The sequence below is a fragment of the Enterobacter hormaechei subsp. hoffmannii genome (genome assembly GCF_001729745.1).
Taxonomy (GTDB): domain Bacteria; phylum Pseudomonadota; class Gammaproteobacteria; order Enterobacterales; family Enterobacteriaceae; genus Enterobacter; species Enterobacter intestinihominis.
The window spans coordinates 1,005,695-1,032,269 of record NZ_CP017186.1 but is presented as its reverse complement, the minus strand read 5'-3'; the positions used below and the strand labels follow the sequence as shown (position 1 = coordinate 1,032,269).

General features: G+C 53.8%; 24 protein-coding genes. 16 read left to right on the top strand and 8 right to left on the bottom strand.

Annotation, left to right across the window (positions count from 1 at the left end):
- Nucleotides 1–93 precede the first annotated feature (93 nt).
- The 4 genes from clpX to bolA form a co-directional block, all read right to left on the bottom strand.
- Nucleotides 94–1,368 carry an ATP-dependent protease ATP-binding subunit ClpX gene (gene clpX / locus BFV65_RS04795; RefSeq protein ID WP_069596297.1) on the bottom strand — a complete coding sequence of 425 codons (1,275 nt, stop codon included), beginning with the start codon at nucleotides 1,366–1,368 and terminating at the stop codon, nucleotides 94–96.
- A gap of 127 nt (nucleotides 1,369–1,495) precedes the next feature.
- Nucleotides 1,496–2,119 carry an ATP-dependent Clp endopeptidase proteolytic subunit ClpP gene (clpP, locus tag BFV65_RS04790; RefSeq protein ID WP_006809880.1) on the bottom strand — a complete coding sequence of 208 codons (624 nt, stop codon included), beginning with the start codon at nucleotides 2,117–2,119 and terminating at the stop codon, nucleotides 1,496–1,498.
- Nucleotides 2,120–2,379: 260 nt separating this feature from the next.
- Complete coding sequence (gene tig, locus BFV65_RS04785) at nucleotides 2,380–3,678, bottom strand: trigger factor (RefSeq protein ID WP_006809881.1); 1,299 nt, start codon at nucleotides 3,676–3,678, stop codon at nucleotides 2,380–2,382.
- Nucleotides 3,679–4,009: 331 nt separating this feature from the next.
- Nucleotides 4,010–4,327: a transcriptional regulator BolA gene (gene bolA / locus BFV65_RS04780; RefSeq protein ID WP_003859051.1), complete on the bottom strand. Its 318-nt coding sequence runs from the start codon at nucleotides 4,325–4,327 to the stop codon at nucleotides 4,010–4,012.
- A gap of 303 nt (nucleotides 4,328–4,630) precedes the next feature.
- Here bolA and BFV65_RS04775 point away from each other — a divergent pair, with 303 nt between their 5' ends.
- The 7 genes from BFV65_RS04775 to cyoE all read left to right on the top strand — a co-directional run bounded on the left by BFV65_RS04775 (nucleotide 4,631) and on the right by cyoE (nucleotide 11,992).
- A complete protein-coding gene (locus tag BFV65_RS04775; protein ID WP_022647246.1) occupies nucleotides 4,631–5,209 on the top strand; it encodes a lipoprotein in 579 nt (192 codons plus the stop codon).
- A 45-nt stretch (nucleotides 5,210–5,254) separates the two neighbouring features.
- Nucleotides 5,255–6,730 carry a muropeptide MFS transporter AmpG gene (gene ampG, locus BFV65_RS04770; RefSeq protein WP_069596296.1) on the top strand — a complete coding sequence of 492 codons (1,476 nt, stop codon included), beginning with the start codon at nucleotides 5,255–5,257 and terminating at the stop codon, nucleotides 6,728–6,730.
- Nucleotides 6,731–7,207: 477 nt separating this feature from the next.
- Nucleotides 7,208–8,155, top strand: coding sequence for a cytochrome o ubiquinol oxidase subunit II (gene cyoA, locus BFV65_RS04760; protein WP_006809886.1), 948 nt, complete (start codon nucleotides 7,208–7,210; stop codon nucleotides 8,153–8,155).
- Nucleotides 8,156–8,171: 16 nt separating this feature from the next.
- On the top strand, nucleotides 8,172–10,163 hold the full coding sequence (gene cyoB, locus BFV65_RS04755) for a cytochrome o ubiquinol oxidase subunit I (RefSeq protein WP_006809887.1): 1,992 nt from the start codon (nucleotides 8,172–8,174) through the stop codon (nucleotides 10,161–10,163).
- The gene (locus tag BFV65_RS04750; RefSeq protein ID WP_022647243.1) at nucleotides 10,153–10,767 is read left to right on the top strand and encodes a cytochrome o ubiquinol oxidase subunit III; all 615 of its coding nucleotides are present in this window, start codon (nucleotides 10,153–10,155) and stop codon (nucleotides 10,765–10,767) included. The genes cyoB and BFV65_RS04750 overlap by 11 nt, the downstream gene beginning before the upstream one ends.
- The gene (locus BFV65_RS04745) at nucleotides 10,767–11,093 is read left to right on the top strand and encodes a cytochrome o ubiquinol oxidase subunit IV (protein ID WP_006809888.1); all 327 of its coding nucleotides are present in this window, start codon (nucleotides 10,767–10,769) and stop codon (nucleotides 11,091–11,093) included. Before BFV65_RS04750 ends, BFV65_RS04745 begins: the two co-directional genes overlap by 1 nt.
- An 11-nt stretch (nucleotides 11,094–11,104) precedes the next feature.
- The gene (cyoE, locus tag BFV65_RS04740; RefSeq protein ID WP_022647242.1) at nucleotides 11,105–11,992 is read left to right on the top strand and encodes a heme o synthase; all 888 of its coding nucleotides are present in this window, start codon (nucleotides 11,105–11,107) and stop codon (nucleotides 11,990–11,992) included.
- 40 nt (nucleotides 11,993–12,032) lie between these two features.
- Here the strand turns inward: cyoE and fucU are convergent, their stop codons facing one another.
- The 3 genes from fucU to fucI are packed head-to-tail and all read right to left on the bottom strand — an operon-like array spanning nucleotide 12,033 to nucleotide 15,685.
- A complete protein-coding gene (gene fucU, locus BFV65_RS04735) occupies nucleotides 12,033–12,461 on the bottom strand; it encodes an L-fucose mutarotase (RefSeq protein WP_069596295.1) in 429 nt (142 codons plus the stop codon).
- Entirely contained in the window at nucleotides 12,454–13,857 is a 1,404-nt protein-coding gene (gene fucK, locus BFV65_RS04730; RefSeq protein WP_069596294.1) for an L-fuculokinase, read from the bottom strand. The genes fucU and fucK overlap by 8 nt, the downstream gene beginning before the upstream one ends.
- A 49-nt stretch (nucleotides 13,858–13,906) precedes the next feature.
- On the bottom strand, nucleotides 13,907–15,685 hold the full coding sequence (fucI, locus tag BFV65_RS04725) for an L-fucose isomerase (protein WP_069596293.1): 1,779 nt from the start codon (nucleotides 15,683–15,685) through the stop codon (nucleotides 13,907–13,909).
- 407 nt (nucleotides 15,686–16,092) lie between these two features.
- Here fucI and BFV65_RS04720 point away from each other — a divergent pair, with 407 nt between their 5' ends.
- The 7 genes from BFV65_RS04720 (at nucleotide 16,093) to BFV65_RS04690 (ending at nucleotide 24,384) form a co-directional block, all read left to right on the top strand.
- Nucleotides 16,093–17,592, top strand: a complete 1,500-nt coding sequence (locus tag BFV65_RS04720) for a sugar ABC transporter ATP-binding protein (protein ID WP_022647238.1) — start codon at nucleotides 16,093–16,095, stop codon at nucleotides 17,590–17,592.
- A gap of 2 nt (nucleotides 17,593–17,594) precedes the next feature.
- Nucleotides 17,595–18,578, top strand: coding sequence for an ABC transporter permease (locus BFV65_RS04715; RefSeq protein ID WP_022647237.1), 984 nt, complete (start codon nucleotides 17,595–17,597; stop codon nucleotides 18,576–18,578).
- 46 nt (nucleotides 18,579–18,624) lie between these two features.
- Nucleotides 18,625–19,575 (top strand): ABC transporter substrate-binding protein, encoded by a 951-nt coding sequence (locus BFV65_RS04710; protein ID WP_000858088.1) that lies wholly within the window; start codon nucleotides 18,625–18,627, stop codon nucleotides 19,573–19,575.
- 11 nt (nucleotides 19,576–19,586) lie between these two features.
- Nucleotides 19,587–21,176 carry an FGGY-family carbohydrate kinase gene (locus tag BFV65_RS04705; RefSeq protein WP_032670931.1) on the top strand — a complete coding sequence of 530 codons (1,590 nt, stop codon included), beginning with the start codon at nucleotides 19,587–19,589 and terminating at the stop codon, nucleotides 21,174–21,176.
- 60 nt (nucleotides 21,177–21,236) lie between these two features.
- Nucleotides 21,237–22,232 carry a LacI family DNA-binding transcriptional regulator gene (locus BFV65_RS04700; protein WP_023299444.1) on the top strand — a complete coding sequence of 332 codons (996 nt, stop codon included), beginning with the start codon at nucleotides 21,237–21,239 and terminating at the stop codon, nucleotides 22,230–22,232.
- 28 nt (nucleotides 22,233–22,260) lie between these two features.
- The gene (gene fucA / locus BFV65_RS04695; RefSeq protein WP_017383181.1) at nucleotides 22,261–22,908 is read left to right on the top strand and encodes an L-fuculose-phosphate aldolase; all 648 of its coding nucleotides are present in this window, start codon (nucleotides 22,261–22,263) and stop codon (nucleotides 22,906–22,908) included.
- Nucleotides 22,909–23,022: 114 nt separating this feature from the next.
- The gene (locus BFV65_RS04690) at nucleotides 23,023–24,384 is read left to right on the top strand and encodes an MFS transporter (RefSeq protein WP_069596292.1); all 1,362 of its coding nucleotides are present in this window, start codon (nucleotides 23,023–23,025) and stop codon (nucleotides 24,382–24,384) included.
- Nucleotides 24,385–24,416: 32 nt separating this feature from the next.
- Here the strand turns inward: BFV65_RS04690 and BFV65_RS04685 are convergent, their stop codons facing one another.
- Nucleotides 24,417–24,908 carry a YajQ family cyclic di-GMP-binding protein gene (locus tag BFV65_RS04685; RefSeq protein WP_022647233.1) on the bottom strand — a complete coding sequence of 164 codons (492 nt, stop codon included), beginning with the start codon at nucleotides 24,906–24,908 and terminating at the stop codon, nucleotides 24,417–24,419.
- 125 nt (nucleotides 24,909–25,033) lie between these two features.
- On the opposite strand from BFV65_RS04685, the gene panE reads away from it, so the two are divergent.
- A complete protein-coding gene (gene panE / locus BFV65_RS04680) occupies nucleotides 25,034–25,945 on the top strand; it encodes a 2-dehydropantoate 2-reductase (RefSeq protein WP_032624757.1) in 912 nt (303 codons plus the stop codon).
- Nucleotides 25,908–26,498, top strand: a complete 591-nt coding sequence (gene yajL, locus BFV65_RS04675) for a protein deglycase YajL (protein ID WP_063163471.1) — start codon at nucleotides 25,908–25,910, stop codon at nucleotides 26,496–26,498. Before panE ends, yajL begins: the two co-directional genes overlap by 38 nt.
- Nucleotides 26,499–26,575 lie beyond the last annotated feature (77 nt).

The following is a 26,575-nucleotide window of genomic DNA, read 5'->3' as shown; positions in this document are numbered from 1 at the left end:
TGTTTCCCATACATTCAACGCCATGAATACGGAAAAAGTAAAGGGGAGATAAAATCCCCCCTTTTTGATTAACTGATTGTATGAAATGGTGAATTATTCGCCAGATGCCTGCTGCGCTTCCGGTTTACCGTAAATCAGTAACGGCTTGGTCTGGCCACCAATGACGGACTCGTCGATCACGACTTTTTCGACATCTTCCATAGAAGGGAGATCGTACATCGTGTCGAGCAATGCTGCTTCCACGATAGAACGCAGGCCACGGGCACCGGTTTTACGCGCCATCGCTTTCTTGGCAATCGCGTCCAGTGCTTCGTCACGGAATTCCAGCTCAACGCCTTCCAGATTAAACAGCGCCTGATACTGCTTGGTCAGCGCGTTTTTCGGCTCTTTCAGGATCTGAATCAGCGCGTCTTCGCTCAGTTCGTTCAGGGTCGCCACAACCGGCAGACGGCCGATAAATTCCGGAATCAAACCAAATTTGATCAGATCTTCCGGTTCAACCTGCGCCAGCAGCTGACCTTCGTTTGGTTTTTCAGACGTAGTTTTCACCGTTGCGCCAAAACCAATGCCGGAGCCGGTTTCCACACGGTGAGAGATCACTTTATCCAGGCCTGCAAACGCACCACCACAGATAAACAGGATCTTGGAGGTATCAACCTGCAAGAATTCCTGCTGCGGATGTTTACGCCCACCCTGCGGTGGAACAGCCGCAACCGTACCTTCAATCAGCTTCAGGAGCGCCTGCTGCACGCCTTCGCCCGAGACGTCACGGGTGATGGATGGGTTGTCTGATTTACGGGAGATTTTGTCAATCTCATCGATATAGACGATCCCGCGCTGGGCTTTCTGTACGTCGTAATCGCACTTCTGGAGCAGCTTCTGGATAATATTTTCAACGTCTTCGCCCACATAACCGGCTTCGGTCAGGGTGGTGGCATCCGCCATGGTGAACGGAACATCCAGCAGGCGCGCCAGCGTTTCCGCCAGCAACGTTTTACCGGAACCCGTAGGCCCGATCAGCAGAATGTTACTTTTGCCCAGTTCCACGCCATTGCTGGTATCGCCGTTACGCAGACGCTTGTAGTGGTTGTATACCGCCACCGCCAGCACTTTTTTCGCCTGCTCCTGACCAATGACATAGTCGTCCAGGTGGTGGCGAATCTCGTGTGGCGTTGGTAACGCGCTGCGCTCACGGTGCGGCGCGACTTCTTTAATCTCTTCGCGAATGATGTCGTTACATAAATCGACGCATTCGTCGCAGATATACACGGACGGCCCGGCAATCAGTTTACGCACTTCATGCTGGCTTTTGCCGCAAAAAGAGCAGTACAGCAGTTTGCCCGAACCATCTTTGCGTTTATCTGTCATGAGTCCAAACCTCTTTTTAAGTTCTATGTGCCGCACATGACGACGCAAATGCCATACTCAGACGCAAGCTGCTTACAGGCAACGTGCCGCCCTAAATTAGTATAGCGGCACACTCGCGTCGCGGGCATCAATTACGATGGGTCAAAATGGAGTCGACTAAGCCGTACTCAACTGCCTCAGGTGCAGACAGGAAGCGATCGCGCTCGGTATCGCGCTCGATCTGCTCGAGTGGTTGACCCGTATGCTGCGCCATAAGTTCATTCATGCGCGCTTTTACTTTCAGAATTTCTCGGGCGTGGATTTCAATATCCGTCGCCTGGCCCTGGTAACCACCCAGCGGCTGGTGAATCATCACGCGGGAGTTAGGCAGGCAGAAACGCTTACCTTTCGCCCCTGCGGTTAACAGGAAAGCCCCCATGGACGCCGCCTGTCCCATACAGATGGTGCTGACATCCGGCTTGATGAATTGCATGGTGTCATAAATAGACATGCCCGCCGTAATCACACCGCCCGGCGAGTTGATGTACAGGTAAATGTCTTTTTCCGGGTTTTCCGCTTCCAGGAACAGCATCTGCGCCACGATCAGGTTAGCCATATGGTCTTCCACCTGGCCGGTCAGAAAGATAACGCGTTCCTTGAGCAGACGGGAATAGATATCGAAAGATCGCTCACCGCGTGAGGTCTGTTCAATAACCATTGGCACCAGCGCCATATGGGGTGCAAAGTTATCTCGTTCGCCACTGTATGACATTTCCGTCTCCTGGTTCAAAATTGAAAACACCTGCTGTACTGATTGTAACCTTATGGACGGATTATCAGCCAGTCTCAATCATCGTGATTACATACTAATGGGGGTCGCCATGCCCTATTTCAAGCATAACAACGTTTTGTTGTAACGCTAACACTGAAAGGGCGTTTTAGCACCCTTCCAGGACTAAAGCTGTGATAAAAAAAACCCGTCGCCGGAGGGCAACGGGTTTTTTGTTCAAACTTTAAACCGTTGGGGCGAAATTACGCCTGCTGGTTCATCAGTTCGGTGAAAGAGGTCTCTTTTTCGGTTACTTTCGCTTTCGCCAGTACCGCTTCAACAGCCTGCTCTTCCAGTGCAACGTTGCGCATGTTGTCCATCAGCTCTTTGTTCTTACCGTAGAACTCGATCACTTCTGATGGATCTTCGTATGCAGAAGCCATCTCTTCGATCAGGCCTTTCACACGCTCTTCGTCAGCTTTCAGCTCGTGGGTACGAATCACTTCGCCCAGCAGCAGGCCAACAACAACGCGACGTTTCGCTTGCTCTTCGAACAGCTCGCGTGGCAGTTCCATCGCTTGCTGCTGGTTGCCACCGAAGCGCTGTGCAGCCTGACGGCGCAGAACGTCGATTTCGCTGTCGATCAGGGCAGCAGGAACGTCGATGTCGTTCGCTTTCACCAGACCTTCAATCGCCTGAGACTTCACGCGGTTACGTACAGCGCCGTTCAGCTCGCGCTCCATGTTTTTACGCACTTCAGCACGCAGACCCGCAACAGAACCATCTTCCACGCCGAAACGCTTGATGAATTCTTCAGTCAGTTCTGGCAGTTCGCGCTCTTCAACTTTCTTCAGGTTGATGACGAACTTCGCTGCTTTACCTTTCAGGTTTTCAGCGTGGTATTCTTCAGGGAAGGTCACGTCGATGGTGAACTCTTCGCCTGCTTTGTGGCCTTTGATACCGTCTTCGAAGCCTGGAATCATACGACCCTGGCCCATCGCCAGTACGAAATCAGACGCTTTACCGCCTTCGAACTCTTCGCCGTCTACTGAACCGGTGAAGTCGATGGTTACGCGGTCTTCCGCGTCAACAGCGCCTTCTTTCTCTTTCCAGTTCGCCTGCTGCTTACGCAGGGTATCCAGCATGCCGTCAACGTCTTCGTCAGTCACGGAAACGATCGGTTTTTCAACTTCGATTGATTCCAGACCTTTCAGCTCAACTTCCGGGTACACTTCGAACTCTACGGAATAGGTGAAGTCTTCGCCCTGCTTGTATTCACCTGGAACGTAGTTTGGCGCGCCGGCTGGATTGATTTTTTCTTTGATGATCGCGTCGATAAAGTTGCGGCTCATCAGTTCACCCAGCACATCCTGACGCACGGAAGCGCCATAACGCTGAGCAACAACATTCATTGGTACTTTGCCCTTGCGGAAGCCGTCAATACGTACTTTTTTTGCTACGTTGACCAGCTCGCTTTTCACAGCAGTTTCGATGCTGTCAGCAGCGATAGTAATCGTTACACGGCGGCCAAGGCCTTGAGTGGTTTCAACTGAAACTTGCATCTTGTTACCTCAAAAAAATCACAGTGCTCGGTCAACTCTGAATCTGTCTGTTATACCGGGATGCTCTCTTATGTGCAGATTCACATTCCCTGTCGCCAGAATCATCCCGAAGACATTCAATAAGACGCGGCATTATAGCGGCATCACTTAGGTGAGTCGAGAACGGTTGGAGCATGTTGCTGCGGCTTTTTTCACACTTTAAGGCTATTTTTAGCCTTAAAAACGCGCCATCCGCTCAAAACTCAGACAAAACAAAACGGCCCGAAGGCCGTTTTGACGAAATCTGTAAGCAACATACTGGAAAAACTCCGGCGGTTGCAAATCCGATTTATCAGGCGATGGTGCCTGCACCCCGACAAGGCGGTGATGCGAATACCGTATCCTGCAGCCCTTCCCATTCCTTAATGGTGTAGGTATGCAGCGCCAGCGCATGTACGGTTGTGGAGAGTTCTTCCGTCAAGGTGCTGTAGATCAAGCGGTGTCGGTTCAGGAAACGTTCTCCCGTGAAGCGATCGCTGACCAGAACCACTTTGAAGTGGCTTTCAGAACCTGCCGGCACGTTATGACGATAGCTTTCGTCGACAACTTCGAGAAACACAGGGTTGAACGCTGCCCTTAATTTTTCTTCTATCTGTTCACGTATCATCATGAAATCACTCCTCCGACAACGCTAAGATGTCACCCATCCCTTTAAATATTAGCCGCTTTTACCGGTTCCATTACACCGTGACAACAAATATTTAGCTTTCGTCTGATTTTCTCATCCAAACGGATGAAGTTCACTATGAGGTTCATACGTTTTGTCACTTACAGGCAGAGAAAAGCGGAAAGGTGGTCAGTTTTCGGACAAGGCGATGAATTTACATGCGTTGACCACTTCCCCTGGCCGTTGGCGATGTTATGATGGCGGCAATTTTTCTCTCTTTGCTTACGATTCGTTGAGAACCCGAAAATGTTAAAAAAAATCTTCTTTCCGTTGGTAGCACTCTTTATGCTCGCCGGTTGCGCAACCCCGCCGACGACCATTGACGTTTCACCAAAAATTACCCTGCCTCAGCAGGATCCAAGCCTGATGGGCGTGACGGTCAGCATTAATGGCGCCGATCAGCGTCAGGACCAGGCGCTGGCGAAAGTGACTCGCGACAACCAGCAGGTTACGCTGACCGCTTCCCGCGACCTGCGCTTCCTGTTGCAGGAAGTACTGGAAAAACAGATGACCTCCCGTGGCTACATGATTGGCCCAAGCGGCGCGGTTGATCTGCAAATCATCGTGAACAACCTGTACGCTGACGTCTCCCAGGGTAACGTTCGCTACAACATTGCGACCAAAGCCGATATCTCCATCATCGCTACCGCGAAGAACGGCAACAAGATGAACAAAAACTACCGTGCAAGCTATTCCGTTGAAGGCGCATTCCAGGCCTCCAACAAAAATATCGCTAACGCGGTTAACAGCGTGCTGACTGACACCATTGCCGACATGGCACAGGACACCAGCATTCACGACTTCATCAAGCAGAACGCACGTTAATCCTGCTGACTGACCCGGTGCTTCACCGGGTCAGTTCATAAGAACATGTCCAGTCACTACTTACGCATTTTCCAGCAACCGAAATCAGCTATTCTGCTGATCCTGGGTTTCGCCTCCGGTTTACCCCTTGCGCTCACCTCCGGCACGTTACAGGCGTGGATGACGGTTGAGAACATCGATCTTAAAACCATTGGTTTCTTCTCGCTCGTCGGCCAGGCTTACGTCTTTAAGTTCCTGTGGTCGCCAGTGATGGATCGCTATACCCCACCGTTCCTCGGGCGCCGTCGCGGCTGGTTAGTGATGACGCAGGTGCTGCTGTTGCTGGCCATTGCCGCAATGGGTTTCCTTGAACCGTCAACGCAGCTGCGCTGGATGGCCGCGCTTGCGGTGGTCATCGCCTTCTGCTCCGCCTCGCAGGACATTGTTTTTGACGCCTGGAAAACGGACGTCCTGCCAGCAGAAGAGCGTGGCGCCGGTGCGGCAATCAGCGTGCTCGGCTACCGCCTGGGTATGCTGGTTTCCGGCGGACTCGCACTGTGGCTTGCTGACCGCTATCTCGGCTGGCAGGGCATGTACTGGCTGATGGCCGCACTGCTGATCCCCTGCATTATTGCCACCCTATTCGCGCCTGAACCGAGCGATGTGATCCCGGTTCCACGCTCGCTGGAGCAGGCCGTCGCCGCACCGCTGCGCGACTTCTTTGGTCGCAATAATGCCTGGCTGATCCTGCTGCTTATTGTCCTTTATAAGCTTGGCGACGCTTTCGCCATGAGTCTGACCACTACCTTCCTGATCCGCGGCGTCGGGTTTGATGCGGGCGAGGTCGGCGTGGTGAACAAAACCCTGGGGCTGTTTGCCACGATTGTCGGCGCGCTGTACGGCGGCGTATTGATGCAGCGCCTGACGCTGTTCCGCGCTCTGCTGATATTTGGCATCCTTCAGGGCGCATCGAATGCCGGTTACTGGCTGCTGTCGATCACCGACAAGAATATGATCAGTATGGGGACGGCGGTATTCTGTGAGAACCTGTGCGGCGGTATGGGCACTGCGGCATTTGTCGCCCTGCTGATGACGCTGTGCAATAAGTCATTTTCCGCTACCCAGTTTGCGCTGCTCTCTGCCCTTTCCGCCGTCGGGCGCGTATACGTTGGCCCCGTCGCGGGCTGGTTTGTTGAAGCCTACGGTTGGCCGACCTTTTATCTCTTCTCGGTGGTGGCGGCCGTGCCGGGGATTTTATTGCTGCTGGTCTGTCGCCAGACGCTGGAATATACCCAGCGGACGGAACACTTCATGCCGCGCACGGAATATCACGCTGCCTATCGGTTTGCCCTGCGTCTGCTAATGGCAGGTTGTTTTGCCCTGGTAGGGTGGCTCACGGTGCTCATCATGAATGCGACTACCGACTTGTCACTTCCTTTTGAAACCCTTCTGCTTGATGCAGGTGTGTTTCTCGCTCTGGCGGGGATCCTGACGGGTGGGATGCTGGATTTCATGTCATTACGAAAGACGCAGATGACATGAAGTAAAAAGCGAAAGGTTATTTCCCGTTGTAATAACAGCCCGAAATTATAACGGTGAAATAACCGCCATCGACAAAAAAATATTTGTTGTTTTGTGCGGGATAGCATTCGGAAATTATTGGAGCTTATTTCGCTACGCTATTTTTCATTAAACGATTCAGCATTCGAAACATTGAATTTTCGTTTTTTAGTTGTCTTTTTATTGATAATTAATTGTTAACTAATTGTGTGTTTTTCGCAATGGTTATACCAATTGTCCCTTTTGCGGTATGCTGGGGCACCCTTTCGTTATAACGCCCACTCCGTGCGGCTTCCGTCTGGAAACGCGACATAATTTGCAACACTTGTGACATGTGCGGCAGAACCCAGTAACACCTTCCTGACACAGGGCTAATGATGTTTACAGTAATGTAACCTTCCCGTAAAATGCCCCCACACTTTAAACGCCACCAGACTCCCGTGGAATTGAGGTCGTTAAATGAGACTCAGGAAATACAATAAAAGTTTGGGATGGTTGTCATTATTCGCAGGCACTGTATTACTCAGTGGCTGCGATTCTGCACTACTAGACCCCAAAGGACAGATTGGACTGGAACAACGTTCATTGATACTGACGGCTTTTGGCCTGATGTTGATTGTGGTTATTCCTGCCATCTTGATGGCTGTTGGTTTCGCCTGGAAGTATCGTGCGAGCAATAAAGATGCGAAGTATAGCCCTAACTGGTCACACTCCAATAAAGTGGAAGCTGTGGTCTGGACGGTACCTATTCTGATCATCCTGTTCCTTGCTGTACTGACCTGGAAAACCACTCACGCACTTGAGCCGAGCAAACCGCTGGTTCACGATGAAAAACCCATTACCATTGAAGTGGTCTCCATGGACTGGAAATGGTTCTTCATCTATCCAGAACAGGGCATTGCTACCGTGAATGAAATCGCCTTCCCGGCGAACACTCCGGTTCAGTTCAAAGTGACCTCCAACTCCGTAATGAACTCCTTCTTCATCCCACGTCTGGGCAGCCAGATTTACGCGATGGCCGGTATGCAGACTAACCTGCATCTGATTGCGAATGAAGCAGGCACCTACGACGGTATCTCCGCCAGCTATAGTGGCCCGGGCTTCTCGGGTATGAAGTTCAAAGCTATCGCTACGCCAGACCGCGCGACTTTCGACCAGTGGGTTGCAAAAGCGAAGCAGTCTCCAAACACCATGTCTGACATGGCGGCGTTCGAAAAAGTGGCTGCACCTAGCGAATACAACAAGGTGGAGTACTTCTCTAACGTGAAACCGAATCTGTTCAAAGATGTTATTGGCAAATTTATGGATCACGGCATGAGCATGGACATGACCCAGCCTGAAGGCGAGCACAACACGCACCAGGGTATGGAAGGCATGGACATGAGCCACGCGGAAACCGCTCACTAAGGGGCCGAGGAAGAAAATGTTCGGAAAATTGACATTGGATGCGGTGCCGTACCATGAACCCATTATCATGGTTACGATTGCTGCAATTATCATTGGTGGCGCGGCCTTAGTTGGCCTGATCACTTACTTCGGTAAGTGGAGCTACCTGTGGAACGAGTGGCTGACTTCGGTTGACCACAAAAAACTCGGCATCATGTACTGCATCGTCGGTATCGTCATGTTAATTCGTGGCTTTGCGGATGCAATCATGATGCGTAGCCAGCAGGCGCTTGCGTCTGCGGGCGAAGCCGGATTCCTGCCACCGCACCACTACGATCAGATCTTTACCGCTCACGGCGTTATCATGATCTTCTTCGTGGCGATGCCGCTGGTAATCGGTCTGATGAACGTTGTCGTTCCGCTGCAAATCGGCGCGCGCGACGTTGCGTTCCCGTTCCTGAACAACCTGAGCTTCTGGTTCACCGTTGTCGGCGTTATCCTGGTTAACCTGTCACTGGGTGTGGGCGAATTTGCTCAGACCGGCTGGCTGGCCTACCCGCCACTTTCGGGAATTGAGTACAGTCCGGGCGTGGGCGTTGACTACTGGATTTGGGCGCTTCAGCTCTCCGGTGTCGGTACCACCCTGACCGGTATTAACTTCTTCGTGACCATCCTGAAGATGCGTGCACCAGGTATGACGATGTTCAAGATGCCAGTATTTACCTGGGCATCTCTGTGCGCCAACGTCCTGATTATCGCGTCGTTCCCAATTCTGACCGTCACCATCGCGCTGCTGACCCTGGATCGCTATCTGGGTACCCATTTCTTCACGAATGATATGGGTGGCAACATGATGATGTACATCAACCTGATTTGGGCCTGGGGTCACCCGGAAGTGTACATCCTGGTTCTGCCGGTGTTCGGTGTGTTCTCCGAAATCGCGGCAACCTTCTCGCGTAAACGTCTGTTTGGTTACACCTCTCTGGTGTGGGCAACCGTGTGTATTACCGTCCTGTCGTTCATCGTCTGGCTGCACCACTTCTTCACCATGGGTGCGGGCGCCAACGTAAACGCCTTCTTTGGTATTACCACTATGATTATCGCGATCCCGACCGGGGTTAAGATCTTCAACTGGCTGTTCACCATGTACCAGGGCCGTATCCAGTTCCACTCAGCGATGCTGTGGACCATCGGCTTCATCGTGACCTTCTCCGTAGGTGGGATGACCGGCGTGCTGCTGGCGGTTCCAGGCGCTGACTTTGTCCTGCACAACAGTCTGTTCCTGATTGCGCACTTCCATAACGTTATCATCGGCGGCGTCGTCTTCGGCTGCTTCGCAGGTGTGACCTACTGGTGGCCAAAAGCGTTCGGTTTCACCCTGAACGAAAAATGGGGCAAACGCGCCTTCTGGTTCTGGATCATCGGCTTCTTCGTGGCGTTTATGCCGCTGTACGTGCTGGGCTTCATGGGGATGACCCGTCGTCTGAGCCAGCAGATCGATCCGCAGTTCCATCCGATGCTGATGATTGCAGCGGGCGGCGCCGCGCTGATTGCCTGCGGTATCCTGTGCCAGCTGATTCAGTACTACGTGTCTATCCGTGACCGTAACCTGAACCGCGACCTGACCGGTGACCCGTGGGGTGGCCGTACGCTGGAGTGGTCTACCTCTTCTCCACCTCCGTTCTATAACTTTGCCGTAGTGCCGCACATTCATGAGCGTGACGCATTCTGGGAAATGAAAGAAAAAGGTGAAGCGTACAAGCAACCTGAACATTACGAAGAGATCCATATGCCGAAAAACAGCGGTGCGGGCATCGTGATTGCCGCCTTCGCAACGGTATTTGGTTTCGCAATGATCTGGCACATCTGGTGGATGGCGATTGTTGGCTTCGCTGGCATCGTAATCAGCTGGATTGTGAAGAGCTTTGACGAGGACGTGGACTACTACGTACCAGTCCGTGAAGTTGAAAAGCTGGAAAACCAGCATTTTGACGAGATTTCTAAAGCGGGGCTGAAAAATGGCAACTGATACTCTGGCGCACTCGACTGCCCACGCGCATGAACATGCGCACCATGATACAGGACCGACGAAAGTCTTCGGTTTCTGGATCTACCTGATGAGCGACTGCATCCTGTTCTGCTGTCTGTTCGCAACCTATGCCGTTCTGGTGAACGGCACAGCGGGCGGCCCGACCGGTAAGGACATCTTTGAACTGCCGTTCGTTCTGGTTGAAACCGCACTGCTGTTATTCAGCTCCATCACCTACGGCATGGCGGCTATCGCCATGTACAAAAACAACAAAAGCCAGGTTGTTTCCTGGCTGGCGTTGACCTGGTTGTTTGGTGCTGGCTTTATCGGGATGGAAATCTATGAATTCCATCACCTGATTGCGGAAGGCTTTGGTCCGGATCGCAGTGGCTTCCTGTCAGCGTTCTTCGCGCTGGTCGGCACCCACGGTCTGCACGTGACCTCGGGTCTGATCTGGATGGCAGTGCTGATGTTCCAGATCTCCCGTCGCGGCCTGACCAGTACTAACCGTACCCGTATCATGTGCCTGAGCCTGTTCTGGCACTTCCTGGACGTGGTATGGATCTGTGTGTTCTCTGTTGTCTATCTGATGGGGGCGATGTAATGAGTCATTCTAACGATCATGGCGCTTCCCACGGCAGCGTAAAAACCTACATGACAGGTTTCATCCTGTCGATCATCCTGACGGTGATCCCGTTCTGGATGGTGATGAACGGCTCTGCATCTAAGCCGGTTATCCTGGGCGCAATCCTGGTGACCGCGGTGATTCAGATTCTGGTGCATCTGGTTTGCTTCCTGCACATGAACACCAAGTCCGATGAAGGCTGGAACATGACGGCCTTTATCTTTACCGTGATTATCATCGCTATCCTGGTAGTCGGTTCCATCTGGATTATGTGGAACCTTAACTACAACATGATGGTTCACTAAGAGCGGCGAGTATGTTTAAGCAATACCTGCAAGTCACGAAACCAGGCATCATCTTTGGCAACCTGATCTCCGTAATCGGAGGGTTCCTGCTGGCCTCTAAAGGCAGCATTGATTACACCCTCTTTATTTACACGCTGGTCGGTGTGTCACTGGTGGTTGCGTCCGGTTGTGTATTTAACAACTACATCGACATGGATATCGACAAGAAGATGGAAAGGACCAAAAATCGGGTGCTGGTTAAAGGCCTGATTGCTCCTTCCGTCTCGCTGGTGTACGCCACCTTGCTGGGTATTGCTGGCTTTATGCTGCTGTGGTTTGGTGCTAACCCGCTGGCCTGCTGGCTGGGGGTGATGGGGTTCGTGGTGTATGTAGGCGTCTACAGCCTGTATATGAAACGCCACTCCGTCTACGGCACGCTGATTGGTTCTCTCTCCGGCGCTGCGCCGCCGGTGATTGGCTACTGCGCCGTCACGAACGAGTTCGACAGCGGTGCGCTGATCCTGCTGGCTATCTTTAGCCTGTGGCAGATGCCGCACTCCTACGCCATCGCGATTTTCCGCTTTAAGGATTATCAGGCAGCGAACATTCCGGTTCTGCCGGTCGTGAAAGGCATCTCAGTTGCCAAAAACCACATCACGCTGTACATCATCGCTTTTGCCGTGGCAACGCTGATGCTCTCTCTGGGCGGTTACGCCGGATATAAATATCTGGTGGTGGCCGCTGCGGTGAGCGTCTGGTGGCTCGGCATGGCTCTGCGCGGTTACAAAGTGGAAGATGACAAGGTCTGGGCACGCAAGCTGTTTGTGTTCTCGATTGTCGCCATCACCTCCCTGTCCGTGATGATGTCCGTAGACTTCATGGTGCCAGATTCACAAAGCCTGCTGACGTACGTCTGGTAAGAAGACTGAAGTGAAAACGCCGGGTTTAACCCGGCGTTTTTTATTGGTACGGCGTAACCCCTTTCTTTAACAGTATATTACCGTATTTCGCTGTCTCGCCTGTCACCACAATGGCGTACGCTTTCTGTGCCCGCGCATAAAACGCATAACGGTCAATACGCGTAATCCCCTCCCCTTCCGCCTCACCAAAGAGTGCGTTGCGATAGCGTGCTTCTACCTGTATATCGAGCGTATCCCCGTCGACAGGGGCCATCATCACCAGCGGTGGCGCATAGCTGTCGAGTTCAAACAGCGGTACCACCGCGGCCAGCAAATCGCTGATGAGCAGGCCATCCGCGCGGATCGTCTTTGGCCCCAGGCTGTGCGCGGGAAAGTGAGCGTCTGCAAAAATAATCTCGTCACCATGGCCCATCTCTGCCAGCGTTTTCAGCAGCTCGGGTGAAATCAGTGGGGATATCGTTTTAAGCACGGCTTTGCTCCTCAGGATAGAAATAACGGTAACGATAGTGGACCCGATCGCGAGCAGCCTCAGCGCTGGCCGTTTCTCCGACGCCCCACCATCCGTACAAAGACGCCCCCAGCACGGTCGTATCTGCATCTTCAAGAACCTTCACCGGGATCCCAAGCGCATTGGACTTGAGCTGATTCCACAGCATATTGCGGCTACCTCCCCCCACCAGCAGGAGTTCACGCGCCTTAAATTGCGCGATCGCCTCCAGCGCCTGGAGTTTTTCTTGCAGATGCACCGTGAGTCCTTCCAGGGCTGCGCGGTAAAAATGGGCTGGCGTGGTGGTGAGCGTAACGCCCTGCCAGCCAGCGAGCGGAGAATCGAGCAACTGGGTATTCATCGTGACGCCATCCGCCCCGTACGGAATTGCCGCCGCCTGAGCCAGAATAGTGTCCCAGTTGACATCAGGCGACCAGAACAGCGCGCGGATCCACTCCAGTACGCCAGACGCCAGATATTGCATTCCCGGATTATAGAGCCCTGTCCGGCTATCCAGTTCGCAGGTCGCGCCCGGGTATTGCCCCAGTAAAGCGGTATCAACCTGCGAGGTGCGCGCCATTAAAATCTCCCAGGTTCCCGAAGAGAGAACCGGCTCATTAATTCCCGCACCGGCGCCAAAAAGGGCAAACTGCGTATCGTGCCCGGCGGAGATCACCGGCACACCGCAAGGCAATCCGAGTCTGGATGCAGCGTCGGGCTGCAGTTCACCCATCATCTCTCCGGGGTAAACCAGCGGCGGGAAAAGGGAATGAGGCACGCCGATCTTGCTTAAGATCGTTTCGCTGAAGCACCGCTGATGCAGATCGAACATCTGACTGGTACCGGCCATCGTGAGATCGGTCGTCATTTTTCCGGTCAGGCGATGGTTGATTAGCGAGGAGATAAAAAGCCAGGCGTGAGCACGCTGTAACAGATCGGGATGGTTGTCCTGAAGCCAGCCTAGCTTATACAACGTGTTGAAACTAAACTGCCCAACGCCGGTGATCTGCTGTAGTTCAGCCGGGGAGCACAAACGGGCAACCGCTTCCATCACCGGCACGGTTCGTGGACATTTCCAGCTGATGATCGGGTAAAGCAGTTCTCCCCGCTCATCTACCAGCGCGCCATCCACGCCAAAGGTCGTCACACTCATTCCGCACAGTTGATGCTTGCTCAGCACTGCGCTGATTTTCTGACAACAGACGGCAAAACGTTGCATGATGGCGTCGAGCGACCACTGGTGCCAGGCCGGATTTTCAGCGACACTTTCGCTTTCGTTCGCCACCGAGGCTCGCGCCACAATATTCCCTTCAGGATCCAGCGCAATGGCGCGCACGTTCGTCGCGCCACAATCGAGAACCAGAAAACATTTTTTCATTGCGGTCCCCACAGGCTGCCAGTCCGCCGGAGCAGGCTGGCAAACCGGCTTATTGTTTGTATAACGGTCCGTAATTTTCACAGGCGCGGTAATCCTGCCCTTCCGGATCCATACCGTGAGCGCCCCAGGCCGTCGGCCGATAAATCAGCGCCTCCGGTACGTTATGCATGCACACGGGAATGCGCAGCATGGACGCCAGGGTGATGAAATCAGCACCGACGTGCCCGACGGTTAATACTCCGTGGTTAGCGCCCCAGTTCGCCATCACTGAATAGACGTCGCTGAACGGGCCTTTACCGGTCAGACGTGGGGCAAACCAGGTGGTGGGCCAGGTTGAATCGGTGCGCTTATTCAGAATGTCATGTACTTGTTCCGGCAGCTCAACACTCCAGCCTTCCGCTATCTGTAATACCGGGCCCACCCCCTTGATGAGGTTTACGCGGGTCATGGTAAATGGCACGCCACCTCGGGTAAGGAAGTTTGATGAGAAACCGCCCCCGCGAAAGTATTCATGCACCGCCGGACACCAGTGGGTTGCGGCCAGGCACGCGTTGGCTTCCTGCTCAGTAATGTCCCAGTGTGGTTTCAGGGTCGGTTTCCCCTCGGCATCTTTCTGCTCCGCCGTACCGTCCAGTGCCGCCGAGCCGGAGTTGATCAGATGAATAATGCCCTGCTCAGCCCGTCCAGTGAGTTTCTGGCCGGTAACACGCTCAACCGACTCTGGCGACCAGTAGGTGCGCACGTCGGCAAAGATTTGCGCTGTACCGGTCATCAGATGTCCAAACAGCATTGCTACCCCGTTCAGGCTGTCATTTTCCGTCGCCACCACCAACGGCTGGCGAATACCGTTCCAGTCAAAGGAGCTGTTCAGCAGCGCCTCTGCGGTATCGCCATTTGGATACTGATCCGTCCAGTGGCGCTGTCCCTGGAACCCGGACGCGATGGCGTTATAGCCCAGAGATTCCTCCACGCGGCCCATCGCAGCGAGTTTTGGGTTACCCTGCATCATGTCGCGGATGCACATCGCCATCAGCAGACTCTCCCGCAGGATCGCGGCATTCTCCTGTTCATTGCGACGATACTGCTCAGCGTTTTTATCCTCGCCGAAACGGAAATGTGCTTGCGCCCAGTCCAGGGCCAGCTCAAGTTCTTGCTCGTCGTAAATCTTATGATCGATGCGGCGACGCAGTTCGGTCATATCCACCGCCTGCACCTTCATCCCCAGCCAGGATTCAAAGAAGTTGTGATCGACAATCGAGCCCGCAATCCCCATCGAGACGCCGCCCACCGACAAATAACTTTTCCCCTTCATGCTGGCGACCGCCAGGCCCGCGCGGGCGAAGCGCAACAATTTTTCTTCGACGTCTGCCGGGATGGTCTCGTCGCCCGCATCCTGTACATCGTGGCCATATATGGAAAACGCCGGGATCCCTTTCTGGTTATGCGCCGCCAGTGCCGCCGCGAGATATACTGCCCCCGGACGCTCGGTGCCGTTAAAGCCCCAGATCGCTTTCGGACGCAGCGGATCCATATCAATGGTTTCACTCCCGTAACACCAGCAGGGGGTGACGGTGATCGTCAGACCAACGTGGCACGTGCTGAACTTCTCTTCGCAAGCGGCGGACTCCGCCATTCCGGCAATGCAGCTATCGGCAATTACGCACTCAACGGGCGTACCGCAGGGGTGGCGTAATTTTTCACTGAGTAGCGCCGCCGTGGCTTTCGCCATGTTCATGGTCTGCTCTTCCAGAGACTCGCGTACGCCCATTCGGCGGCCATCAATAACAGGTCGAATGCCAATACGGGGTAACGCTTTTATCGTTTTCATAGCCCTTCCTCACGTTGGTTAACCTATCCGTCTCAGGGGCATAGCCGTGAAAAAGCGCCCAGGCAGCGCCGTGAACGGAAAGTGGTGAAATTTGCTAACTCGAATTAGCTTAGGGTTCACACTAAAAATGAGACAAGATAAATGTGCAGGATCTGTGAGCAGTTTCACGATGAGAGGTCAAAATTCGATCAGTGTCAGGTATTACGATTCAGCAAAAACTAGACATATCGTTTAAATTCAATCAAATAACAAAATACCTTTGCACGACGTCACAATTTGAATACAAATGATTTGGCTAAATTATAACCCTAAAATAGCTTTTAAGGACGAAAGCTAAGTCGAGTTAGCTTATTAACTAAATCACTGTGGCTTGTGATTCATTGCCTTTCCAACACAGGAATTTTGCAATGTCAGAGACTCTTATTCAGATGACGCGCATTACCAAACGCTTTCCCGGCGTGCTGGCGCTGAATCAGGTTGATTTCGATTTACGCTGCGGCGAAGTTCATGCCCTCTTAGGTGAAAACGGTGCCGGCAAATCGACGCTGATGAAAATATTATCCGGTGTTTACCAACCTGATGCCGGTGAAATTCGCTTTGAAGGGCAATCCGTATCATTCAGCGATCCGCTAAGTGCTCAGCATGCAGGTATTACGATTATCCATCAGGAATTTAATCTCTTCCCCGATTTAACCGTGGAAGAGAATATCTTTATTGGCCGTGAATTCTGCAAAAATAGTCGCTGGCAGTTAGATAAACGCGCCCAGCGACAGGCGGTTGAGAAAATACTGCACACGCTGAATTTAAAAATCGCCCCGGACGCCCGCGTCAGTGAATTAACCGTAGCCCAGCAGCAGATGGTGGAAATTGCCAAAGCGATTTCGGTCAATGCCAAAGTGCTAATCATGGATGAACCCACCGCCGCGCTGACCGAAAGTGAAATCGAGAGTTTGTTTGACGTCACGCGGATGCTCAAGGCTCAGGGCACGGGGATTGTCTACATCTCGCACCGTCTGGAAGAGCTGGCGCTGATCGCCGATCGCGCGACCGTCATGCGCGACGGACAATACATCGCCACCGTAGATTATGAAACGGTTCAGATCGGCGAGCTTATCGCCATGATGGTTGGCCGCAATCTCGATAACATCTACCCAAAACGCCCGCCGCATCAGCGCAGAGAAAAAGTGCTGGAGGTGAACGGCCTGACGCGTAATGGTGTACTGCATGACATCAACTTTACCCTCTGGCGCGGTGAGATCCTCGGTCTCGCTGGCTTAATGGGCGCAGGCCGAACTGAACTGGGCCGGGCCCTGTTTGGCGCCGATGCGATCGATGCTGGCACCCTGACGCTGAACGGCACCCCCACACGTATTAAAGACGTGGCTGACGCCATTGAAAAAGGCATCAGCTATTTAACAGAAGACCGCAAAAAAGAGGGACTCGCCCTCGGCCTTTCTGTTGAGATGAACATTATGCTCGGCAATTACCCGGACTACGCTGGCGCCGCAGGTAATGTTGATGAAAAACGCTGCCGGGAGTCCAGCCAGAAACTGGTGGATACGCTGCGAATAAAAACGCCACATCTGGAACAGGCGGCACTGAATTTAAGCGGCGGTAATCAACAGAAGATCATTATTGCCCGCTGGGTCTGCAAAGACACCGATATTTTAATTTTTGATGAGCCAACCCGGGGAATTGACGTTGGCGCCAAGCTGGAAATCTACGAATTAATGAATCGCCTTGTCGCTAAAGGTAAATCGATCATCATGATTTCATCCGAACTGCCGGAAGTATTAGGAATGTGCGACCGCATACTCGTGATGCGCAGCGGCCGCATTGCCGGCGAAATAGCCGCTGAGCACGCCACCCAGGAAAAAATCATGCAATACGCCACGCTGGAGGATTAATCATGTCCGTTACCGTTCCATCGCCGCAAAGCGGAAGTCATACGATGAAAATAAATAAAGCGCTCCTGATGCGTCTGGCGCCTCTTTTTAGCCTGGTATTGCTGGTTCTGTTTTTCAGCTTCAGCTCTCCGTTCTTCTTTAATACTGAAAATATCATGACTATCGCCCTGCAAACGGCGGTGATTGGCATCATGGCCATTGGCGTGACCTTTGTGATTATTACCGCCGGGATCGACCTGTCGCTTGGATCGGTGGTGGCGTTCTCAGGGGTTGCGGTGGGCATCGCCGCCGGGTTTGGTATGCCGTTGCCGGTCTGTATTCTGGCAGGCGTGCTCGCAGGCGGACTTTGCGGCTATGTGAACGCGTTTCTGGTCACCAAAATGACCATACCACCGTTTATTGCCACCCTCGGCTTAATGATGTCGGTACGCGGCATCAATATGGTGATGACCGATGGCCGCGCGATTTATTTTTCTGACTACCCGCAGTTCAAGCTGCTAGCACAGGGTCGCCTGTTCGACGTTCTGCCTTATCCGGTGTTCTACCTGGTCATCGTGGCACTGATCGCCATGTGGATCCTGAAGAAAACGGTGATGGGCCGCTATATCTACGCTGTCGGCAGCAATGAAACGGCGGCACACCTTTCCGGGATCAAAGTCCAGCGAGTGAAAATTTTCGTTTACGCCTTCTGCGGCCTGTTAACCGGCGTGGCCGGGGTGATCCTCGCCTCTCGTCTCAACTCAGGCCAGCCAACCGTGGGCGTGGGTTATGAGCTGGAAGCCATTGCGGCGGTAGTGATCGGCGGTACCAGTCTGATGGGCGGCGTGGGCACGATTGGCGGCACCATCATAGGCGCGTTCATTATGAGCGTGCTGAAAAACGGCCTCAATCTCATGGGCGTGTCCCAGTTCTGGCAGATGGTGGCGATGGGCGTGGTCGTCGTTGCCGCCGTCTACCTGGACACGTTACGTAAAAGAATGCGTTAGGTTCTCGATACAACAAGCCCTGCCAACCCTACAACGGAGCAAAATAATGAAAACCAGCCATATCCTGAGCGCCCTGTCGCTCGTTGCCATCCTGTCCAGCAGCGCGCTGGCAAAAGATTTAAACCTGCCGGTGGTCAGTAAAGGTTACCAGCACGAATTCTGGCAGACAGTCAAAATGGGGACGGAAGCTGCCGCAAAAGAGTTGGGTGACAAAACCAGCTACGTTGGCCCTGCCGATGAAACGCAAATCGCCGAACAGATCCAGTTAGTCGAAAACACCATGGCACAAAAGCCAAACGGCCTGTTGCTGGCCGCACTTGATGCAAACGCCCTTGCCCCGCTGGTCGAAACCGCCAACAGCCGGGGGATCAAAGTGGTGACCTTCGACTCGGGCGTGAACTCGGATATCCCGGCCAGCTTTGTCGCCACCAATAACCGTAAGGCGGGCGCACAGGCTGCGGATGCGCTGGCGGAGCAGGTAGGCCAGAAGGGGAAAGTGGGTATTATCGCCCACGTAGCCGGGACGACGTCCGCCATTGAGCGCTCTGAAGGGTTCAGCGAGCGGATGAAAGAGAAGTACCCGAATATTCAGGTACTGCCGGTGCAATACAGCGATGGCGACCCGCAAAAAGCGATGGATAAAACCATTGATATGGTTCAGGCCAACCCGGATATCGCCGGTATTTATGCCACCAACGAAGGCTCAACCCTGGGCGTTGCGAACGCTATCGACAGCCAGAATCTGAAGGGCAAAGTAAAAGTCATCGGTTTTGACAGCACCGAAGCCATCATTAACTTCCTTAAAAACGGTGTGATTCAGGGCTTCGTGGTGCAGGACGCCTATCAGATTGGTTATCAGGGCATAAAAGCGCTGAACGCGGTGATTTCCGGACAGACGGTGGCCAAAGAAATTGATATTCCAGTGAAATATGTCAATGCGCAGAATATCAACACGCCTGAAATTGATAAACTGCTGCATCCGTTTGGTAAAAAATAAGGAAGTTCATGATGAGTGACGGCTATTTCCTCGGGGTAGATGTAGGTTCAGCCAGCGTTCGTGCAGGGCTTTACTCTGCGCAAGGCGAGCGTTTGAGCTTCGCGACCCGTCCGATTTCGCAGTTTCACGCCAGCAATGCGCGCGTGGAACAATCCTCTGTGGAAATCTGGCAGCAGGTTTGTGCGGTGGTGCGGGAAGCCGTCGACTCCTCTGGGATTTCACCTGACGCCATTCGTTCGATTGGCTTCGACGCCACGTGCTCGCTGGTCGCGCTGGATGCTGACGGTAACGGCCTGAGCGTCTCCCCGGACAGTCCGGCATCGCAGGACATCATTATGTGGATGGATCATCGTGCTCACGAAGAAACCGTTCACATCAATGCCACACGCGATCCGGCCCTGTGCTACGTGGGCGGCGAGGTCAGCATCGAGATGGAGTTGCCAAAACTGCTGTGGTTGCAGCGGCATCATCCTGAAACCTGGAATCAGGCCTGGCGCTTTTACGACCTTGCCGATTTTCTGGTCTGGAAAGCGACGGGCCAGGACGTCGCCAGCCTGTGCACCCTCACCTGCAAATGGAACTACCTTGCGCATGAGGCGCAGTTCAGCGAATCGCTGCTCAGAGCGGTGGGGCTGGAAAACTTACTGACAAAAATTCCCGGCACTATTCTGGACGTCGCTGAATGCGTCGGGAAACTTAGCCCGCAGGCAGCGCAAGCTCTGGGTTTGTCCGAAGAAGTGGTTGTGGCAAGCGGCATGATCGATGCCCACGCGGGTGGCGTGGCGCTGACGGGCTCACACCCGGAAGGCACGCTGGCGCTCATCAGCGGAACCTCGAACTGCCATATGCTTGCCAGTCAGACGGAGATCCATACGCCCGGCGTCTGGGGACCTTACTGGAGCGCTATGCTGCCGGGCTACTGGCTGACGGAAGGCGGGCAAAGTGCTGCCGGGGCGCTGGTCGACTGGACGTTGCGCGAGCACGGAGTCAGCGCAGAGCTGTTTGCAAAAGCAGAAGCGGCGCAATGCCATCCAGTGGCATTACTCAACGACTGGGTAGCCGCGCTTGAACAGGAAGAAAAATATCCCACCCGCAACCTGCACATTCTGGCCGATCACCACGGCAACCGCTCGCCGCGTTCGCGTCCTGATGCCCGGGGCAGCGTAGTCGGTCTGACATTAGAGACCGGTGAGCGCGCGCTGGCGAGGCTCTATCTGGCCACGCTACAGGCCATTGCCTACGGCACACGACACATTATGGATACTCTGAAACATCATGGGCACACCTTGTCGCGCATTGTCATTTGTGGTGGAGCTACTCATAACCGGCTCTGGCTGCGGGAGTATGCCGATGCCACAGGCTGCGATATTCACCTTTTAGCCGAAGAAGATGCGGTCACTCTCGGCGCGGCCATTTGCGGCGCTGTGGCGAGCGGTGCATGGGCAACGCTTACCGACGCCACCCGGGAAATGGTCAAAGCCGGCGATATCATCCCCCGTCGGCCGGAAACCGCGGCCTTCCACCGGCAAAAATATGAGGCGTACCTGATGCTGTGGACCCAGCAACAGGCGCTTAATCTCCTGATGCAGCAGGAAATGTAATGGCAGGATGCGTATGCTTTATCAGCAGTTTTTACGTACGTTAAGGATTGAGGCGTAGCGATGGCCAAAACAGTTGAACAGATAGCGAAGGATCTGAATTTATCCGTCACCACCGTGCGGCTGGTACTGAGCGGGAAAGCCGAACAGTATCGGATCAGTGTGAAAACACAGTCCCGAATTAATGAACACGTCGAGCGCTTCGGCTATACCCTCAACCATTCGGCGCGCAGTCTGAAGTTAAACAAAACCGAGACGCTGGGGCTCATCGTGCCCAACATCTCAAACGTGTTCTTTGCAACGCTCGCCGAGAAACTCGAACTGCGCTGCCGCCGTTCGGGTTACCAGCTGATGATCAGCTGTACTTACAACGATGTGGATTACGAAAACAAGCTGGTAAAAGCTCTGATGGCGCGCAACGTGGACGGCTTATTTATCGTTCCCTCGACGCTGGAAAATCAGCAGCATCATTTGCGGCAGATCCAAAAGCCACTGGTGCTCCTTGACCGGGATTTTGGCTTTACTGACAACGCGCTGGTAGAGAGTCATAACGAGGCTGGGGGGGATGAACTGGCCCGCAATATGCTGGAAGAGTGCAAAACGCCGCTCTGGTTCCTTGTGGGCGATACCGCACTGCCCAGCATTACGGACCGTCTGAACGGCTATTTGCAGGCCCTGAAAACAGCCGGTATTCACCATCGCGAGTGGGTCATCGAAGGGCCGGACAATACGCCGGAGGGGGGATATGCCCTGATGGATTCGCTTATCGACAGCCAGGGTGTTCCGCAGGCGTTTATCGCCTCATCGTTACCCGTCCTGGAAGGGGCAATCGAAGCCCTGCGGACGCGTACCGGTACCGTGCCTCAACACATCAATATTGGCACCTTCGATGAGCACCCCATGCTGGGGTTCCTGCCTAACAGCGTCTGGTCCATGCAGCAGGATGAAGATACCTGGGCGGAAAAAGCGTTTGAACTGATGCAGCGAGCCATCGACGGCGAAGCGGTCAACGAGACGGCGAAAGTCGATATGAAGCTGGTCAAACGTTCCCGCCAGTAAAAATAAAACTGTACCCGGAGAATAAAAAATGGAACGAGCCCGATTAGCCAGAGACATTATCGACACCTGCCTTGAGATGACCCGCATGGGATTAAATCAGGGCACCGCCGGGAATATCAGCGTTCGCTATCGCGACGGTATGCTGATTACGCCGACCGGAATTCCCTACGAGCATCTGACCGAAGAGAGTATCGTCTATGTCGATGCACAGGGGCGACACGAAGAGGATAAACTGCCCTCCAGCGAATGGCGTTTTCATCAGGTTGTGTATCAGACCCGCCCGGATGCTAACGCCGTCGTCCATAACCATGCGGTTAACTGTACCGCCGTCTCGATACTCAACCGCCCCATTCCTGCTATTCACTATATGATTGCCGCCGCCGGGGGAAACTCCATTCCCTGCGCGCCTTACGCGACCTTCGGGACGCGCGCGCTGTCAGAGCATGTCGCGGTCGCGTTACGCGATCGCAAAGCGACGCTATTACAGCACCACGGCCTGATCACCTGCGAAGAAAATCTTGAGAAGGCACTGTGGCTGGCGCAGGAGGTAGAGGTGCTGGCAAAACTCTACCTGGCCACGCTGGCGATCGTGGATCCCGTTCCGGTACTCAGTGACGATGAAATTGCCATTGTCCTTGAGAAATTTAAAAGCTACGGGTTGCGCGTCGAGGCGTAATTTTTTATCCGGGGGTGCTTTTATCACACCCTCGTAATATCTCTTAAACAAACACCTATTTACCGCACTTATCACCCCGCCTAAACTATGGCCTGCTTTTTGGTAGAGGTGGTAATGAACGATTATAAAATGACGCCAGGTGAACTGCGTGCGACCTGGGGTTTAGGGACTGTTTTCTCGCTGCGGATGCTTGGCATGTTTATGGTCCTGCCCGTTCTGACCACATATGGCATGGCGTTACAGGGTGCCAGCGAAGCGCTGATTGGTCTGGCGATCGGTATCTACGGCCTGGCACAGGCGATATTCCAGATCCCCTTTGGCCTGCTCTCCGACCGCGTGGGTCGCAAACCGCTGATAGTCGGCGGGCTGCTGGTGTTTGTACTTGGCAGCATCATCGCCGCCCTCTCCCACTCCATCTGGGGAATTATTCTTGGCCGCGCCCTGCAAGGTTCCGGGGCGATTGCCGCCGCCGTGATGGCGCTGCTGTCAGATTTAACCAGCGAGCAAAACCGCACCAAAGCCATGGCGTTTATTGGCGTCAGCTTCGGCGTTACGTTTGCCATTGCCATGGTGCTGGGGCCGATTATTACCCATTCACTCGGCCTGCACGCCCTGTTCTGGATGATAGCCGTGCTGGCAACCATCGGGATCGCACTCACGCTGTGGGTTGTGCCGGACAGTAAAAACCATGTCCTGAACCGTGAATCCGGGATGGTCAAAGGCTGCTTCAGCAAAGTCATCGCCGAGCCGCGCCTGCTTAAGCTGAACTTCGGCATTATGTGCCTGCACATTCTGCTGATGTCCACCTTTGTCGCCCTGCCCGGTCAACTTGCCGCAGCAGGTTTCCCGGCGGCAGAGCACTGGAAAATTTATCTGGTCACAATGCTGATCTCGTTTGTCTCCGTTGTGCCCTTCATTATTTACGCCGAAGTGAAGCGCAAAATGAAACGCGTCTTCGTGGGCTGCGTGGCGTTACTGTTGATTGCCGAGATTGTGCTGTGGGGCGCCGGCCCACATTTCTGGGAGCTGATCGCAGGCGTACAGCTGTTCTTCCTGGCGTTTAATCTGATGGAAGCCCTGCTGCCGTCGCTTATCAGCAAAGAGTCTCCGGCAGGATACAAAGGCACCGCGATGGGCATTTACTCCACCAGCCAGTTTCTCGGCGTGGCGATCGGCGGGTCACTCGGCGGCTGGGTGGACGGTCTTTTTGATTCTCAGACCGTGTTCCTCGCCGGTGCGCTACTGGCGATGCTCTGGCTGTTTGTTGCCAGCACCATGAAAGAGCCGCGCTATGTGAGTAGCCTGCGGGTAGAAATTCCCGATGACGTGGCAATCGGTGACGCGTTACAACAGCGTCTGGAAGCGACAGAGGGCGTGAGCGAAGTGCTGATTGTCCCGGAAGAGCGCAGTGCGTATGTCAAAATTGACAGCAAAGTGACTAACCGCTTTGAGGTAGAGCAGGCGCTGAAGGCGTGAAAAAATGCCCGGTTTAGCCGGGCATAATTGTCTTAATCGCGGAAGTTTTTAAACTGGAATGGCTGACCGAGATCGCCGCCACGCACCAGCGCCATCACGGATTGCAGGTCATCACGGGATTTTCCGGTCACGCGGATCTCTTCCCCCTGGATCTGCGCCTGCACTTTCAGCTTACTGTCTTTGATAAGCTTAACGATTTTTTTCTGTACCGCGCTTTCAATCCCCTGCTTCAGCTTCGCTTCCACAAACCAGGTTTTGCCGCTGTGAACAAAATCTTCCGGTACATCAAGTGAGGTCCCTTCAATGCCGCGCTTGAGCAGCTTGGCGCGCAGGATATCCAGCAGTTGGTTGACCTGGAAATCAGACTCACTCAGGACTTTGATTGTCTTGTTCGCGTCGTTCAGTTCAATGGTCGCCTCAACGCCACGAAAATCGAAACGTGACTCCACTTCACGAATAGCATTATCTACGCCGTTACGCGCTTCCTGCAGATCAACTTCAGAAACAATATCGAAAGATGGCATCTTTTCTTCTCCCTTCATTTTTGTTGCGTTGCATAATACCTGCAACGAGGCATAACGAGAAGCTTAGCTGATGGCGCTATACTTAGCGTCTTAGCACCTGGCGCAGTTGCAGGTGAGGAGGAACAATGAAAGTAACAGTGCTTGGATGCGGCGCCCTTGGTCAACTCTGGCTTAGCGCGCTATGCAAACAGGGACACGACGTTCAGGGCTGGCTGCGAATTCCCCAACCCTATTGCAGTGTGAATGTGATGGGTACAGACGGTTCAATTTTTAACGAGTCTTTGACGGCAAACGATCCGGAATTTCTCGCGAGCAGCGATCTGCTGCTGGTCACGCTGAAGGCCTGGCAGGTCTCCGATGCGGTGAAAAGCCTGGCCGCCCAATTACCTGAAAGCACGCCAGTCCTGCTTATTCACAACGGTATGGGTACCATTGAAGAGCTAAAGTCTGTCCGGCAACCGCTGCTGATGGGAACAACCACCCACGCGGCACGCCGCGACGGTAACGTCATTATTCATGTTGCAAGTGGCATCACCCATATCGGCCCGGCGCGTGAACAGCCCGGCGATTACAGCTATCTTGCGGATACCCTGCAAAGCACGCTGCCTGACGTCGCCTGGCACAATAACATTCGCGCAGAACTGTGGCGCAAACTGGCGGTCAACTGCGCGATCAATCCGCTGACTGCCCTGCTGGATTGCCCTAACGGTGATCTGCGCCAGCATCCCGATCGGTTAGCGCTGATTTGCCGGGAAGTTGCCGCCGTCATTGAACGCGAAGGCTACCACACCTCAGAGTCTGATTTACGTTATTATGTCGACCAGGTCATTGAGAGTACGGCAGAAAATATCTCCTCAATGCTGCAGGATATCCGGGCTATGCGGCATACCGAAATTGATTACATTACCGGTTATCTGTTAAAACGCGCCCGGGCACACGGCATTACCGTTGCGGAAAACAGCCGTCTGTTTGAGTTAGTAAAACGAAAGGAGAGTGAGTATGAGCGCATCGGCACTGGTATGCCTCGCCCCTGGTAGCGAAGAGACAGAAGCGGTCACCACCATTGATTTGATGGTACGTGGTGGTATTAAGGTTACCACCGCCAGCGTCGCCAGCGACGGAAGTCTGGCGATTACCTGCTCGCGTGGAGTCAAGATCCTGGCAGATGCACCGCTTGTACAGGTGGCGGACGGTGATTACGACATTATCGTGCTGCCGGGCGGTCTGAAGGGCGCGGAGTGTTTCCGCGACAGCCCGCTGCTGGTTGAAACCGTTCGTCAGTTTCATCTTTCCGGGCGTATCGTCGCGGCAATCTGTGCGGCCGCAGGTACGGTACTGGTTCCGCACGACATTTTCCCCATCGGCAATATGACCGGCTTCCCAGGCCTGAAGGATACGATTCCGGCAGACCAGTGGGTGGATAAACGCGTGGTCTGGGATCCGCGCGTTAACCTGCTCACCAGCCAGGGGCCGGGTACCGCCATTGATTTTGGCCTGAAGATTATTGACCTGCTGGTCGGGCGTGAGAAAGCGTACGAAGTGGCGTCATCGCTGGTGATGGCGGCAGGGATTTATAACTACTACGAGTAAAAAAAGCCGGGTGGCGGCTACGCCTTACCCGGCCTACAAGTGTACGGTACTGTAGGCCCGGTAAGCGAAGCGCCACC